This is a genomic window from Mesorhizobium waitakense, assembly GCF_056431085.1.
On the sequence record NZ_JBWKME010000050.1, the window covers coordinates 113,900 to 129,287 of the forward strand.

Consider the following 15,388-nt stretch of genomic DNA (forward strand, 5'->3'; position numbering starts at 1 on the left):
CTTCGGTTCAGGGCGCGGCTACAGCGGCATCGGCGCGGACGAAGCAGGAAACCGGTTTGGAACAGAGCAGACGCATCAACTTTCGTGAGGACGAGCGCAGCCTTCTGTTGCGCTTGCTGCTTCAGGTCGCAAGCGCGCGTGAGCCCGAGATCGCCGCCGTTCTGGCCGGACGTCGGTCGCTTGTCTCCCTCGCCGCGGAGCAGCGCATCCCGGCGCTTCAGGCAAGCGGCGTATGGTTCCAGTTGCTGGCGATAGCTGACGAGTTGCTTGCCATGCGGGCGCGCCGCGAACTCGAACAAGGCGCGGGTGTTGACGAAGTGCCCGGATCCTTCGCCAGCGTGATCGCGCAGATGGCAGCGAACGGCCACTCCGCCGAGGAAGTCCAGGCGAAGCTCGATGAGCTTCGCGTCGGCCCGACCATGACCGCGCACCCGACGGAAGCCAAACGCGTCACGGTGCTGGAGATCCACCGCCGTATCTATCGCAAGCTGACCGAGCTCGACCAGCCGCGCTGGGCGCCGCGCGAACGCTCCCTGTTGGTCGCCGATCTGGAAAGCGAGATCGAGCTTCTGTGGATGACGGGCGAGCTGCGCCTGGAGCGTCCGACGGTCGAACGTGAAATCGCCTGGGGTCTGCATTTCTTTCGCGAAGTCATCTTCGAGGCAACGCCGCAGCTCTATGGCAAGCTTCAGGGCGCCTTCGAGCGTCACTATCCGGGAGAGCCGATCAGAATTCCCTCATTCATGCGCTATGCCTCGTGGATCGGCGGCGACCGCGATGGCAATCCAAATGTGACTGCCGCAGTCACCGCCCATGCCATGGCCGAATACTGCAACACCGCCCTAGGCTGGTATCTGACGCAGGTGCAGCGGCTGGTGACGGTGCTCAGCGCCAGCTCGAACGTCATCGACCTGCCGGCCAGCTTCAAGCCGGTGCTGCAAACGGCGCTTGATAAAAGCGGACTGGCGCACGTGATCGCCGCCCGCAACCCCGACGAACCGCTTCGCCAGTTCGCCTCGGCCTTGCTTGCCCGGCTGGAGGCCACGCGAGACGGCCGTCCGTCGGCATATCTCTCGGCAGAGGCGTTTCGGGCTGATCTGAACGGGCTGTCCTCCGTTCTCGAAGCAATCGGAGGGCGCGCGGTAGCCAAGCGCTTCATCCAGCCTCTGCTTTGGCAAGTTGGAAGCTTCGGCTTCCGTACGGTCTCGCTCGACATCCGGCAGAACTCCACGGTCGTCAACCGGGTGCTGGCCGAGCTGTTTGCGCTGACAAATCCCGCCGATCCGGTCGCAGCCGGCACGCCGCAATGGTCGGCGCGCATTCGCGCAGCCATCAGCCAGGGCGAGCGGCTGGAGATCGACGCAGGCCGGCTCTCGCTTGAAGCAGGTGAACTGCTTTCGACATTCTCAGTCATCCGCGAGCACATCTCCAGCTCGGATGCCGACGCTGTCGGCTCTTTCGTTCTCAGCATGACCCGCTCGGCCGACGATCTGCTCGCGGTCTATCTGCTGGCGCAATATTGCGGACTTTCAACCGCGCCCGGTGGCGGCGGCACAATCGGGCTGCGGATCGTGCCATTGTTCGAGACTATCGCCGATCTACAGGCCGCACCGGGCATCCTGAATGGATTGCTCGGCGTTTCGCTGGTGAGGCGGACGGTGCGAGATTTCGGCGCGCGACAGGAAATCATGCTTGGTTATTCAGATTCCAACAAGGACGGCGGTTTCCTGGCCTCCAATTGGGAACTGGCAAAAGCGCAAAAGCGCCTCGCCGCCGTCGGGCGCAAGCACAACGTCAGGATCAGTTTCTTTCACGGTCGCGGCGGCTCTGTCAGCCGTGGCGGGGCGCCGACCGGCCGGGCGATCGCGGCACAACCGGAAGGCACTGTCGCCAGAACCATGCGGGTGACGGAGCAGGGCGAGGTCGTGTCGTCGAAATTCGCCAATCGTGGCACCGGCCTCAACCAGCTCGAGGTTCTCGCCGCTGGCGTCCTGGCCCACGGTGTCGTATCGCCCGGTGATATCGAGCCGAAGGAAACGCCGGAGTTCGACGAAGCGCTGGAGGCGCTGGCAGGCATGTCGCAGGCATCCTACGCCGGGTTGATGGCCGAGCGCGGTTTCCTCGATTATTTCAACCAGGCGAGCCCGGTCGCGGAGCTGGCGCTCCTGAAAATGGGGTCACGTCCGGAGCGCCGTTTCGGCGCCAGCGGCATTGCTGACCTGCGCGCCATTCCATGGGTGTTTGCCTGGAGCCAGAACCGTCATCTGTTGACCGGCTGGTATGGCATCGGCAGCGCGCTTAGCTCTTTCGTCGCTGTGCGCGGCGAGGCCGGGCGCGAACTTCTGGCTCGCATGTTCGAGCACTCGCGCTTCTTCCGCTTGATCGTCGACGAGGCCGAGAAGACGCTCTACCAGTCCGACATGGAGATCGCGGGGCTCTACGCCCGCCTGGTGTCCGACAGCGATGCGGCCCAGCGAATCTACGCCCGCATCGCCGCCGAATACGAGTTAACGCGACGCCTGATCGGCGACCTCACGGGAGGCGATCTTTCCGCGCGCTTTCCGATGTTCAAGCGGCGTTTCGACAGTCTGAGGCGACAGATGGATGACATTCACCGGCTGCAGGTCGATCTGCTGCGTGAAGTTCGGGCAAATACCGGCACGGCGGATCAAAAGCGGGCGACCGACGCTCTGCTTGTATCGATCAATTGTATCTCGGCTGGCCTTGGGTGGACGGGATAGGTCCTAAAAAGCGAAGCGGCAGCGTGGTCTGAAGGACGCGCCGCCGCTGCCGTTTCGATCCCCGGAAAGCCCTGTGGCCGCGACGTGTCATCGCCTGCCGTCAGAGCTCGCCATAAGCAATCTGTCAGGGAAATTTTGGTGCGGTCGAGAAGACTCGAACTTCCACGGGTTGCCCCACAGCGACCTCAACGCTGCGCGTCTACCAATTCCGCCACGACCGCACGTGGTAGGAGCCGGAACCGACCGGCTCGCGGCGTGTAGCAAATCGTTTCCGGCGAAACAAGTGCGCCGCAAGCAATAATCGCCAGCGATTGGCATAACGTTCTACAGAATTGGAATGCGTAGCCGAAACTGGACGTTTCGGCCCGATAGCGCCATATGGAAGGCCAATGCATGTCGCCCGAAAGCGCAAGGCGGTTTTGGGATCATGGCATGCATAAACGAAAAACGAAAAGCCATGCCAGAACGCAGCCAGATCGCCACGTCGTTCCTACCGCTCCCCGGTTCAGCACCGGTCGAATGGCGCATCGAGCCTGGCCTCACCGCCTATCCCGATGCGCTGGCCTTCATGGAGGAGCGTGCCGAGGCGATCCGAAGCGGTGCCGCCGGCGAAATGGTCTGGCTTGTCGAACATCCGCCGCTTTACACCGCCGGCACCAGTGCCCGTAGCGAGGACCTGATCGACGCCAACCGTTTTCCAGTGTTCGCGGCTGGGCGCGGCGGTGAGTACACCTACCATGGGCCGGGCCAGCGGGTCGCCTATGTGATGCTCGACCTGAAGCGGCGTCGCGAGGATGTCCGTGCTTTTGTCGCCGCGCTTGAACAGTGGATCATCGGCACGCTCGCCGCTTTCAACGTGCACGGCGAACGCCGCGAGGACCGGGTCGGCGTCTGGGTGGTGCGACCGGATCGCCTTGCCCTGCCGGACGGCTCGCCGGCCGAAGACAAGATCGCCGCCATTGGCATTAGGCTGCGGCGCTGGGTGAGCTTTCACGGCATCGCCATCAATGTCGAACCGGACCTCGACCATTTCAGTGGTATCGTGCCGTGCGGCGTGCAGGACCACGGCGTCACCAGCCTGGTCGATCTCGGCTTGCCTGTGACAATGGCGGACCTCGACCGGGCCCTGAAATCCGCCTTCGAGGACGTCTTCGGTCCTGCCACGGCTTTGCCTGTCGAAGCCGCCCGTAAAGCCGGCTGACCCATCCGGTCTGAATATCAACACCTCAGATCAATTGCGCCGACGCCCACAGAACGCCGTAGCCATGGATGGCGAACACCGCCAGCAGCGCCCCGGCGATGACGAAGCGGTCGACCGTGCGGATAGGCTTCAGCTCGTGGCGCGGCTTGACCCCGCTGCGCATCGTCAGCAGGCTAAGGATTGAAAAGACCGCGCCCGCAGCGAGCAGAAAGCCCGGGGAAAAGCCGGCCTGTCGGCCAAGCGCCAGGAAGGCTGAAAGCAGGGAGAACGAAGCCAGCGCCAGCACGATCGGCCCCGGGCAGATCTGGCGCAGCACCTGGCCGCCATCGAACTTCCACACCGGCACCAGATTGGCGATGTTGAACAGGGCAGCAAAGCCCGCCAGCGTCGCCAGCAGCATTGCTGCCAGTCGATATCCTTCCGCGCCGGCAAAGGTGCTGGCGGCGATGACAACCGGCACCAGGAAGGCTGAGAAGCCAGCGCCCATCAACGCCACGAAGGCCACTTCGAAACGGCTGTCATATGGCCGCCCACCAATGGCAATGCCGCCGAGCAGTGGAATGAAGATCATGCGCGCCTTGCTGTGACCCATCAGGCGAAACGCAGCCATATGGCCGAGCTCGTGCAGGGCCACCACCGACGTTAGGATCGCAGCCAGCGCCAATCCGCCGAGATGCAGACCGAAGAACGGCCACAGGATCAATGCCGAGAGTGCGGCGAAGCCAACCTGGCTAAGCGGATGCTCGAACCAGCCGCCCTTTCGATACCGCCCGGTCCTTGCCCAACGCTGCAGCTTGGAGAGTTCACGGCGTATGGCGAAATAGCGGAACACCAGGAAGGCAAAGCCGCGATAGCGATCGGTCTGGCCAAGCGTGACCCGCGTGCCGCTGCCTTCGGAAACGAGCTCAGTGGTCTCGCGAAAGTCCTTCCAGAACGACGTGTCGAGCGCGGTATCCTCGATGACGCGCATCGAGAAGCGGCTGCCCTCGACCACGTCTTCAAACCGCGACTTGCGCTCGATCGGCTTGCCGTCGCGGCCTTCCCAGGACAGCATGATGCGTGCCATGCCCTCGCCATCCAGCGGCTCGGCCGAAAGGATCTCGCCGGACCAGCCGGCATCGCTGCCAAGCGGCCACAGCGCCTGCCAGAGGCGCTGCCGGTCCATAGCCACGACACTGCTGAGCCTGATCGTGCGCAAACCAAGCGGCACGCTCATCAAGAGAAAGATCAGCCCGAGATTGCTGGCCACGAGGATGGCCGTGACGATGGGCGACACGCGACGTTGCTCCCTGTCTTGGAGGGATTACCCTAAACGTCGCGGCGGCAAGAAAAGCTTAACAGGAAAACTCGGTTCCCGGTCACATGCCATTCGCGTCGGAGTCTCAGTGAAAGGCATGCCGCCAGCGTTGATGCCCCCCTCTCCCCGTCTTGAACGGGGAGAGGGTAAGTGTGAGGAGTTTCGCGCCCGAGGGACGCTTGCGTTCGCGCCACGTCCTCAACTCCAGATCACATGGCGCCGATCCAGATCGCCATGGAAATGAGAAACGTGCTCATGCAAACCAGTGAGATGACATCCTGAACCAGATCGGTCATAACTCTCTCCTGTTGTTGATATGTTTTTAATTTGTTCTAATTTTGTTCTATTGTCAACGGTCGGAATCCGGCCGCGTCCGGAATTTCCGGGCGATCAAATCGGCAGGGTTAAGGAAAGGTTGACGGGCGTGCGACAACCATCAATGGAGCCGCAACGCGCACTGAGGGCGGACTGTCTGCGAGCTCGCCAGGTCTGTCGAGACTGAGATCAGCCCGAGCCGAGCGGCACCACTTTGCCGTCGGCCAGCGTGACGCGCCGGTCCATGCGCGAGGCCAGTTCGTGATTGTGGGTGGCGATCAGCGCCGCGAGGCCCGATTGCTTGACCAGCGCCGCCAGCGCCTCGAACACATAGGAGGCGGTGACGGGGTCGAGGTTGCCGGTCGGCTCATCGGCCAACAACACCAGCGGTGCGTTGGCAACCGCGCGGGCAATGGCGACGCGCTGCTGCTCGCCGCCGGAAAGCTCGGATGGACGGTGCGACGCGCGCTTGCCGATCTGCATGTAGTCCAGCAGTTGCGCCGCTCGCTCCGACGCCTCCTTGCGGCTCAGCCCCTTGATGAGCTGCGGCATCATGATGTTTTCCAGCGCCGAGAATTCCGGCAGCAGGTGGTGGAACTGATAGACGAAGCCGACATCGTTGCGGCGGATGGCCGTGCGCTCGTCATCGGAGAGCCGCCCGCAGGCACGGCCGGCCAGGATGACGTCGCCGGCATCAGGCCGCTCCAGCAGGCCGGCAGTGTGCAGCAACGTCGACTTGCCGGTGCCAGACGGCGCCACTAGTGCGACCATCTCACCGCGCTTCAGCGAGAAATCGGCGCCGTTGAGAATGGTGAGCTTGCGCGGCCCCTGGACGTAGTGCCGCTCGACGCTCTTCAGCTCGATAATGGCCTCGGCCATCATTCATACCTCAAAGCTTCGACGGGATCGAGCCGGGCGGCCCGCCACGCCGGAAACACCGTTGCCAGGAAGGACAGCCCGAGCGCCATCAGGATGACGTAGGTCGTCTCGCGCGGGTCCATCTTCGCCGGCAGCTGGCTGAGGAAATAGAGCTCCGGGTTGAACAGCACCTTGCCGGTCATCCAGGAGAAGAACTGGCGGATGGATTCGATGTTGGTGCAGATCAGCACGCCGAGCAGCACGCCGGCGATCGTCCCGGTCACGCCGATCGCCGCCCCCGTCATCAGGAAGATGCGCAGGATAGCGCCGCGCGACGCCCCCATGGTGCGCAGGATGGCGATGTCATGCCCCTTGTCCTTCACCAGCATGATCAGGCCGGAAATGATATTGAGCGCCGCCACCAGCACGATCAGCGTCAGGATCATGAACATGACGTTGCGCTCGACCTGCAGGGCGGAAAAGAAGGTCTCGTTGCGCTGGCGCCAGTCGACGAGATCAATTGGCCGCTGCGCCGCCTCCTCCACCTTCGGTTTCAGCGCGTCGACATCGTCGGGATTGTCGACATAGATCTCGATCGTCTGGGCCCGGCCGTCCATGTTGAAATAGAGCTGCGCCTCCGAGAACGGCATGTAGACGATGGAACTGTCATATTCCGACATGCCGACTTCAAAAATCGCGGTGATCGGATAGCCCTTCATGCGCGGCGTCGTGCCGAGCGGTGTCACGTCGCCGTCGGGCGAGATCAAGGTGATGGTGTCGCCGAGCGCCAGGCCGAGATTCTCGGCCATGCGCTTGCCGATAGCGACGCCCTCGCCGGTGTCGAAACCGGCGATCGAACCCTGCTTGACGTTGGCCGCGACGATGGCGATCTTGCTCAGATCCTCGCCGCGTATGCCGCGCACCAGCGCGCCGGTCCCGCCGCCGACATTGCCTTGCGCCAGCACCTGGCCGTCGATCAGCGGGATGGCGTATTTGACGCCGGGCACGCCGTTGATGCGGCCGGCGACCTGTGCGTAGTCCTCAAGCGGCGAATCGAGCGGCTGCGCGATCAGATGGCCGTTGACGCCGAGGATGCGCGTCAACAGCTCCGCCCGGAAGCCGTTCATCACCGCCATCACCACGATCAGCGTGGCAACCCCCAGCATGATGCCGAGGAAGGAGATCGAGGCGATCACCGAGATCACCGTCTCCTTGCGCCGCGAACGCAGGTAGCGCCAGGCAACCATGCGCTCGAAGATGGAAAAAGGTCCGGCGCCCGCCGATCTTGCCACCGCCACGTCGCTCATGCGGCGCTGCCAAAGCGCTTTTTCGCGTCGGCGATCGGCAGCGTCTCGCGCTCGCCGGTCCTGCGATTCTTGATCTCGATCTCGCCTGCGGCAACGCTGCGTGGACCGACGATGACTTGCCAAGGCAGGCCGATCAGGTCGGCGGTGGCGAACTTGCCGCCCGGCCGCTGGTCGGTGTCGTCGTAGAGCACATCCTTGCCGGCGGCGACGAAGGCGGCATGCAGCTCGTCACAGACGCGGTCGCACTCGGCATCGCCCGCCTTCATGTTGATCAATCCGATGTCGAATGGCGCCACCGCTTCCGGCCAGATGATGCCGTTGTCGTCATGGCTGGCTTCGATGATCGCCGCGACCAGGCGCGACGGACCGATGCCGTAGGAGCCGCCGGAGACGAAATGATCCTTGCCGTCGGGCCCGGTCACCTTGGCGCCCATCGGCTTGGAGTATTTGTCGCCGAAATGGAAGATGTGGCCAACCTCGATGCCGCGCGCCGAAACCTTGTCACTTTCGCCGATCTTCTCCCAGGCCGCCTCGTCATGCATCTCGTCGGTGGCGGCGTAGGGCGTCGTCCATGTCTTGACGATGTCGCCGATCTCGGCGTCGTTGGCGAAGTCGGTCTTTTCTCCGGGCACGTCGAGCGAAAGATAGTCGCGATGGCAGAAAACCTGGCTCTCGCCGGTGTCGGCGAGGATGATGAATTCATGGCTGAGATCGCCGCCGATCGGCCCGGTGTCCGCCCGCATCGGAATCGCCTGCAGGCCCATGCGCGTAAACGTCCTGAGATAGGACACGAACATCCGGTTGTAGGCCGCCTTGGCGCCTTCGAAGTCGAGGTCGAAGGAATAGGCGTCCTTCATCAGGAATTCCCTGCTGCGCATGACGCCGAAGCGCGGACGCACTTCGTCGCGGAACTTCCACTGGATGTGGTAGAGATTGAGCGGCAGGTCCTTGTAGGACTTAACGTAGGCGCGGACGATCTCGGTGACCACTTCCTCATTGGTCGGGCCGTAGAGCATGTCGCGGTCCTGCCGGTCCTTGATGCGCAGCATCTCCTTGCCGTAGTCATCATAGCGGCCGCTTTCGCGCCACAGATCCGCCGACTGGATGGTCGGCATCAGGATTTCCAGCGCACCGGCGCGATTCTGCTCCTCGCGGATGATCCGGCAAACCTTGTCCAGCACCCGCTTGCCGAGCGGCAGCCACGAGAAACTGCCCTGCCCCTGCTGGCGGATCATGCCGGCGCGCAGCATCAGCCGGTGCGAGACGATTTCGGCCTCGCGCGGATTTTCTTTGAGGATAGGCAGGAAATAGCGCGACAAACGCATGGACTGGTCCGTGAGTGAGGATGGCCGCGCGGGAATCGGCGCGACACGGGCTTGCTTGCCCCGGCTTCATAGCCATTTCATGGCGGAATGGAAACCCGGACGCATCGATCCGAAAATCGGAAATCGGCTTTCGGAAAGGCACGATACATGGGGTCGAACGTGCCAGAGCGTCCTTGCGCGTCGCGCGGACAGGCGGCGTTCCAGGGATGCTGCAATGCCGCGCGCGTCTTACTGGTCGTTTCCCAAGCAAAGCCTGCCACACTATTGTGCAGTGCAGCACGAGAATGCCCGTTTCAAGGCAAAATTCTTCGTGACATTTTCATTCGCGTTGGGCTAATGTGCCCCGATAACCGAGAGGGTAGAGAAAAATCTGCTCTCCTACGCGGTCAAAGTCTTGGGAGGATGCGATCTAGGCGCGGTAACTCGCTGCCGCCGGAAACCGGAAACAGATCGGACGCGTTTAAATTGCAAGGCCTTGTGCCTTGCATTTTTTTTGTGCAAACATCTGGTTAGCAGCAGAGATTGATAAACTGGATGACCTTGCGTCAACCGGCACAAGGCCAGAATCGCCATGCCCTCCAGGCGATATCGTGTCGATCTCGAATCGGCTGAAACGCGGCCTGAAAACGGCCTATTTCGTTGGCGTCTGACTGAATTCCGGAATGATGTGCGGCACCTCGTCGAGGCTGTATCCCAACCCTTTCGTCAGGCCGTAGAAAATGCCCATGAGAACCGCCGTGGCGACGGTGGTTCGCAGGATGGCGCGCAGCATATGCGGGCCGCGCGGCGCACTTGGAACCGTGCCCAGCGTCACGTCGTGATCGTCGTCCTGTGTCCTGACGCTGAACGGCAGCACGACGAACAGCACGATCCACCAGGTGGCGAAGAAAAGTGCGGTGAACGATACCCAGCTCATGATTGCTCCAGTTCGATCAGCGTACCGAAGAAATCCTTCGGATGCAGGAACAGCACCGGCTTGCCATGCGCACCGGTCTTCGGATTGCCGTCACCCAGCACGCGCGCGCCTGCGGCCTTGAGCTGGTCGCGTGCGGCCAGGATGTCGTCGACCTCGTAGCAAAGATGGTGCATCCCGCCGGACGGATTCTTCTCCAGGAAGGCGGCGATCGGCGAGCCCTCGCCCAGCGGCTCCAGAAGTTCGATCTTGGTGTTGCCGACATTGACGAACACCACGGTCACACCGTGCTCCGGCAGTGCCTGCGGCTCCGTCACTTCGGCGCCGAGGGTGTTGCGATAGGCGGCGACGGCCACAGCCAGATCCGGCACTGCAAGCGCAACATGGTTCAGGGGTCCGAGCATATCCGAGCATTCCCTTCTGGGTCCCGATGGCTGGCGTCATACGTCAAATCGACTGATATCAACAGCCTTTCACCAGGCGCGCACTGTCGCACTTTGACGAGCCGTCCTCGAACGCTCTTGAACGGACAGAGAGCTACAAAATCACGGCCAGGCTGTTCCAACCGGCAACTGCGAAGTACAAACGGCAAATGTTCGACGCCCACCCTTCCCGCCCACGCGTTTTCACATTCGGTCTTGGCTCATTCAAAGTTGCCGCTTTGCTCGATGCCGTCGATGTTCGCAACAACCTTGCATCGGCCCTGGCACCTGGACAGTCGTCAACCGCAGTGCACGAACTCGCTGTCTCGAACTTCATCGACCGCGATCGCTACGAGCACTGTTTCATCCCGACGCTGATCGACACCGGTTCCGAAAAGATCCTGTTCGACACCGGATGCGGAGATGCGGACAGTTCGCTTTTGGATTGTCTGCAGGACCTTGGGCTCGGGCCTGATGACATTGACGTGGTGATCATCACCCACGGGCACCCGGATCACATCGGAGGACTTGTGAAGGATGGCGAACCCGTTTTCAGGCGAGCACGCTATGTATTCGGCGCGGCGGAATTCAGCTTCTGGACCGAGGGAAATGCGGTGCTCGAGGCCAGATTGAAAAATCGTGATCTATTCAGGCGCATTTGCAGCAACCTGGCCGACCAGGCAGCATTCATAGCGCCCGGAGACAAGCCTGGCATTGCCGCCATCGACGCAGCCGGTCATTCTCCCGGGCTGCTGGCGTCGAAAGCGACGGACAGCAATTGCTCATCTGGTCGGACGCGGTTCCTGCACTATGTCGTGTCCATCCAGCAGCCGGATTGGCGTGCCGATCTGGATGATGACAAAGACCTGGCGATCGAGACCCGCAGGCGACTGCTCAAGATGGCCGCTGAACAGCGTCTGCTGGTCGCCGGCTATCACATGCCATTTCCAGGTCTGGGCTATGTCGAGCAGATGGACGGCTCTTTTCGCTGGCTTCCCGTCAGCTATCAGCTGAACGTGTAGCGAACGCTGCCACCCTCACCGGGTGACAAACACCGTCACAAGCGGTTTCTTGCCCCAGGCTTCGTTGGCAGCGCCGCGCACAGCGCGCCGTACTGCCTCTTGCACCAGGTCGAGATCCTTTCGCCGCTGGCGGGGGATCGAATCCACCGCGCCGACTGCCGCATCGATCATCAGATCTTCGAGCGCCTCACCGCTTGCATCAGCCTCGGCGACGCCGATGGCGACCAGATCGGGATCGCCGGCAAGCTCATATTTGTCGTCGAGCACGACATTGACCGCGACATGGCCGGCGAAGGACAGTTTGCGCCGGTCGCGAATGCCCATCGCCTGATCGGTGCCGATCAGACTGCCGTCCTTGTAGATGCGCCCGAACGGCACCTGGTCGATGATGGTGGCGGGGCCGGGAGCGAGCCTGAGCATGTCGCCGTCTCGCACCTGCGCCACCTGGCCGATGCCGGAGGTCGACATCAGCGACCCCTGCGCCACCAGATGCGCTGCCTCGCCATGCACGGGAACGCCGATCTGCGGCCGCACCCATTCGTACATCTTGCGCAATTCGCTGCGCCGCGGGTGGCCGGAAACATGCACCAGCGCATCGCCGTCCTCGATGATCTTGATGCCGAGGTCGATCAGGCGGTTCTTGATTTCGAGGATCGCCTTTTCATTGCCGGGGATCGTGCGCGAGGAAAACACCACTGTGTCGCCGGCCGTCAGCGACACCGATTTCATTTCTTCGCGCGACAGCTTGGCCAGCGCCGCCAAAGGCTCGCCCTGGCTGCCGGTGCAGATGATCACCAGGTTTTCGCGCGGTATGAAGCCAAAATCCTCTTCGGCGATGAACTCGGGCAGCCCATCCATGTAACCGAGTTCATCAGCCACATCGATCACCCGCTTCAGCGAACGGCCGAGCACCAGGCACTGGCGTCCGGCATCGCGCGCCGCCTTGGCAATGGAGACGATGCGGCCGACATTAGAGGAGAAAGTGGTGACGGCGACGCGGCCCTTGGCGGCCTGGATGACGCCCTTGAGCCCCTCGCCCACGGCGACTTCCGAGGGTGACTCGCCTTCCCGCAGCGCATTGGTCGAATCGCAGATCAGCGCCAGAACACCCTTGTCGCCATAGGCGCGGAACCGCGCTTCGTCGGTCTTGGGTCCGATCGTCGGCTCCGGGTCGATCTTCCAGTCGCCGGTGTGGATGACGGTGCCGGCCGGCGACGTGATCGCCAGCGACATCGGCTCGGGAATAGAGTGCGCCACGGGAATGGCTTCGATCTCGAACGGGCCGACCGTGAATTTCTCGCCCGCCCGGTAAATGGTCAGCGGGATCTTCGGCGCGCCCTGCTCGCCCTGCCGCTTGGCTTCGAGCAGGCCGGCGCTGAACGGCGTCATCCAGACCGGTGCCTTCAGCTTCGGCCAGGTGTCGAGCAGCGCGCCGTAATGGTCTTCATGCGCATGCGTGATGATGATGCCGCGCAGATTGGCGAGGTTCTCCTCGATGAAGCGCGTGTCGGGCAGCACCAGGTCGACGCCGGGCAGGCTGGCGTCGGGGAAAGTGACGCCGACATCGATGACGATCCACTCGCGCGCGCTCGGCGGGCCGTAGCCGTAGAGGGCGAAGTTCATGCCGATCTCGCCGACGCCGCCGAGCGGCACGAAGACGAGTTCGGCGTTTTCCGCTTTCGCCATGGTTTTTCCCTTCCTGGCCCTCAGGCCAAGCCCGTTAGACGCGGGCAGACGCGACCGCGCCGAAATGCACGTCGCCGGCGGCGATCGTCAGAATAGAACCTTCATCGTCGCGGATCACGAAACGGCAGTCTTCGTCAATGGTTTCAAACACGCCACACACCACATTACCGTCAATTCTGACAGCAACCTCGCCGCCAAGCCCCGCCGCGCGTGCCAGCCAGCGTTGCCTGACGGCGGCAAGTCCGCGCCCCTCATCCCACAACCGGGCATTCTCGCTCCAGGCATCCGACAGCGCCAGAAACAATGTTTCCGCATCGCATGCCGCGCCCAGCGCGCGCAATGAAGTTGCCGGATAAGGCAAATCCTCGGGATAAGCCACAACATTGACGCCGATGCCGACCGCCACCGCGAAGCGGCCGCCGTCCAGGATCGCCGATTCCAGCAGGATGCCGGCTAGCTTGGCGCCTGAGGCAAGCACGTCGTTCGGCCATTTCAGCTCGAAACGGTTTTTGCCCGCACTTGCGCCGTCGAGGCCTATGGCGATCCGGCCCTTCGGCACGACCGCGTCGAGTGCATCGGCCAGCGCCAGCCCGGCCACGAAGCCAAGCGTCGCGGCAAGGCGAAGTTCGGCAGTGGTGATGACAAGCAGCGTCGCCGCGAGGTTGCCTTCCGGCGTCGCCCAGACACGGCCGCGCCGCCCGCGCCCGCTTTCCTGCTTCTTGGAAACGACCCACAATCTGCCGGGGTCGCCCGCTCGGGCATGGTCCAACGCCAGCGCATTGGTGGAGCCGACGCTGTCATGTGCCTCGAGCCGGAACCCTTCCGACGCCGAGGTAGGAGCCAGCCGAAACGCCATGCCGTTTAGAAAAATGTCTTGGCAGCGGCTTCGGCATAGGTGCCGATCGGCCCGCCGATCAGCACGTAGAACAGCACGAAGGCGCCACTGACGCCGAGCACCAGGCGCAGTTCACTCGCCATCGGCACAAAGCCGCCAACCGGCTCGTCGAACCACATGATCTTGATGATGCGCAGATAGTAATAAGCACCCACCACCGAGGCCAGCACGCCGATGATCGCCAGCGCGTAGAGGTTGGCGTTGATGGCGGCGAGGAAGACGTACCATTTCCCCCAGAAACCGGCGAGCGGCGGAATGCCGGCCAGCGAGAACATCAAGATGGTCAGGATCGTCGCCATGATCGGGTTGGTCGACGACAGGCCGGCCAGGTCGCTGATCTGTTCGACATTGCCTTCCTTGCGCCGCATGGCGAGGATGAAGGCGAACGTGCCGAGCGTCATCACCAGATAGATCAGCATGTAGATGGCAACGCCACGCACGCCCGCCTGGCTGTTGGCGGCAAGGCCGACCAGCGCGTAGCCCATGTGGCCGATCGAGGAATAGGCCATCAGTCGCTTGATGTTGGTCTGGCCGATCGCCGCGAAGGCACCGAGCGCCATCGAGGCGATCGAGATGAAGACGATGATCTGCTGCCAGTCCGAGGCGATCGGCTTGAAGGCGCCCATGGTGACGCGCACCATCAGCGCCATCGCCGCCATTTTGGGTGCGGCCGCCAGGAAGGCCGTCACGGGAGTCGGTGCTCCTTCGTAGACGTCGGGCGTCCACATGTGGAACGGCACCGCCGAGATCTTGAAGGCAAGGCCGGCCAGCACGAAGACGAGACCGAAAACCAGGCCAAGCTGGCGCTCGCCGCTGCCCAGCGCCGTGGCGATCTCCTGGAAGCCGGTGTTGCCGGTGTAGCCGTAGACCAGGCTGATGCCATAGAGGAGCATGCCCGACGACAGTGCGCCGAGGACGAAATACTTCAGGCCGGCCTCGGTCGAACGCAGATTGTCGCGGTTGATCGCCGCCAGCACGTAGATCGCCAGCGACTGCAGTTCGAGACCGAGATAGAGCCCGATCATGCTGTTGGCCGAGATCATCAGCATCATGCCGAGCGTGCAAAGCAGGATCAGCACCGGATACTCGAATTTGTCGAAATGCTCCGCCTTGGCAAAGCGCATCGACATCACCAGCGTCACCGCCGAGCCGATCAGCGCCAGCACCTTCATGAAGTGGGCGAAGGAATCCTGGATGAAGGCATTGCCATAGGCGCTGCCCTGCCCCGTGCGGAAGACCAGCCAGGCGCCTGATGTCAGCAGCACAGCGACGGCGAGGCCGGTCACCGTATTGGCGGTGTTAGCGCGCGAATAGGCGCCGACCATCAGCAGCGCCAGCGCGCCGATGGCGAGGATCAGCTCTGGCGTCGAGAGCGACAGGCTGGAGAGAAGGTCCGGCGTCATGGT

The 15,388-nt window shown here is 62.8% G+C and carries 12 protein-coding genes and 1 tRNA gene; 3 read left to right on the forward strand and 10 right to left on the reverse strand.

Going from position 1 to position 15,388, the window contains the following annotated elements:
- Positions 1–56 precede the first annotated feature (56 nt).
- A complete protein-coding gene (locus AC07FD_RS11840; protein ID WP_478349998.1) occupies positions 57–2,741 on the forward strand; it encodes a phosphoenolpyruvate carboxylase in 2,685 nt (894 codons plus the stop codon).
- Between the two features lie 136 nt (positions 2,742–2,877).
- On the opposite strand, the gene AC07FD_RS11845 is transcribed toward AC07FD_RS11840, so the two are convergent.
- A tRNA-Leu gene (locus tag AC07FD_RS11845) sits at positions 2,878–2,962 on the reverse strand.
- 236 nt (positions 2,963–3,198) lie between these two features.
- On the opposite strand from AC07FD_RS11845, the gene lipB reads away from it, so the two are divergent.
- Positions 3,199–3,942, forward strand: a complete 744-nt coding sequence (lipB, locus tag AC07FD_RS11850) for a lipoyl(octanoyl) transferase LipB (RefSeq protein ID WP_478349999.1) — start codon at positions 3,199–3,201, stop codon at positions 3,940–3,942.
- Positions 3,943–3,967: 25 nt separating this feature from the next.
- Here lipB and AC07FD_RS11855 read toward each other — a convergent pair whose 3' ends face one another.
- From AC07FD_RS11855 to mce, 6 genes are all read right to left on the reverse strand, one after another.
- Positions 3,968–5,218, reverse strand: coding sequence for a site-2 protease family protein (locus AC07FD_RS11855; RefSeq protein ID WP_478350000.1), 1,251 nt, complete (start codon positions 5,216–5,218; stop codon positions 3,968–3,970).
- A gap of 525 nt (positions 5,219–5,743) precedes the next feature.
- Positions 5,744–6,436: an ABC transporter ATP-binding protein gene (locus AC07FD_RS11860; protein WP_184873474.1), complete on the reverse strand. Its 693-nt coding sequence runs from the start codon at positions 6,434–6,436 to the stop codon at positions 5,744–5,746.
- The gene (locus AC07FD_RS11865; RefSeq protein ID WP_457151926.1) at positions 6,433–7,719 is read right to left on the reverse strand and encodes a lipoprotein-releasing ABC transporter permease subunit; all 1,287 of its coding nucleotides are present in this window, start codon (positions 7,717–7,719) and stop codon (positions 6,433–6,435) included. The genes AC07FD_RS11860 and AC07FD_RS11865 overlap by 4 nt, the downstream gene beginning before the upstream one ends.
- The gene (gene proS / locus AC07FD_RS11870; RefSeq protein WP_478350001.1) at positions 7,716–9,044 is read right to left on the reverse strand and encodes a proline--tRNA ligase; all 1,329 of its coding nucleotides are present in this window, start codon (positions 9,042–9,044) and stop codon (positions 7,716–7,718) included. The genes AC07FD_RS11865 and proS overlap by 4 nt, the downstream gene beginning before the upstream one ends.
- Before the next feature lie 631 nt (positions 9,045–9,675).
- The gene (locus AC07FD_RS11875) at positions 9,676–9,960 is read right to left on the reverse strand and encodes a DUF1467 family protein (RefSeq protein WP_095087253.1); all 285 of its coding nucleotides are present in this window, start codon (positions 9,958–9,960) and stop codon (positions 9,676–9,678) included.
- Positions 9,957–10,361 carry a methylmalonyl-CoA epimerase gene (mce, locus tag AC07FD_RS11880; protein WP_478350002.1) on the reverse strand — a complete coding sequence of 135 codons (405 nt, stop codon included), beginning with the start codon at positions 10,359–10,361 and terminating at the stop codon, positions 9,957–9,959. The genes AC07FD_RS11875 and mce overlap by 4 nt, the downstream gene beginning before the upstream one ends.
- Positions 10,362–10,549: 188 nt before the next feature.
- On the opposite strand from mce, the gene AC07FD_RS11885 reads away from it, so the two are divergent.
- The gene (locus tag AC07FD_RS11885; protein WP_478350003.1) at positions 10,550–11,401 is read left to right on the forward strand and encodes an MBL fold metallo-hydrolase; all 852 of its coding nucleotides are present in this window, start codon (positions 10,550–10,552) and stop codon (positions 11,399–11,401) included.
- Between the two features lie 15 nt (positions 11,402–11,416).
- Here AC07FD_RS11885 and AC07FD_RS11890 read toward each other — a convergent pair whose 3' ends face one another.
- The 3 genes from AC07FD_RS11890 to nuoN are packed head-to-tail and all read right to left on the reverse strand — an operon-like array spanning position 11,417 to position 15,385.
- Positions 11,417–13,087: a ribonuclease J gene (locus AC07FD_RS11890; RefSeq protein WP_184873469.1), complete on the reverse strand. Its 1,671-nt coding sequence runs from the start codon at positions 13,085–13,087 to the stop codon at positions 11,417–11,419.
- A 34-nt stretch (positions 13,088–13,121) separates the two neighbouring features.
- Positions 13,122–13,943 carry a biotin--[acetyl-CoA-carboxylase] ligase gene (locus AC07FD_RS11895; RefSeq protein ID WP_478350004.1) on the reverse strand — a complete coding sequence of 274 codons (822 nt, stop codon included), beginning with the start codon at positions 13,941–13,943 and terminating at the stop codon, positions 13,122–13,124.
- A 5-nt stretch (positions 13,944–13,948) separates the two neighbouring features.
- On the reverse strand, positions 13,949–15,385 hold the full coding sequence (nuoN, locus tag AC07FD_RS11900; RefSeq protein WP_478350005.1) for an NADH-quinone oxidoreductase subunit NuoN: 1,437 nt from the start codon (positions 15,383–15,385) through the stop codon (positions 13,949–13,951).
- Positions 15,386–15,388: the final 3 nt, after the last annotated feature.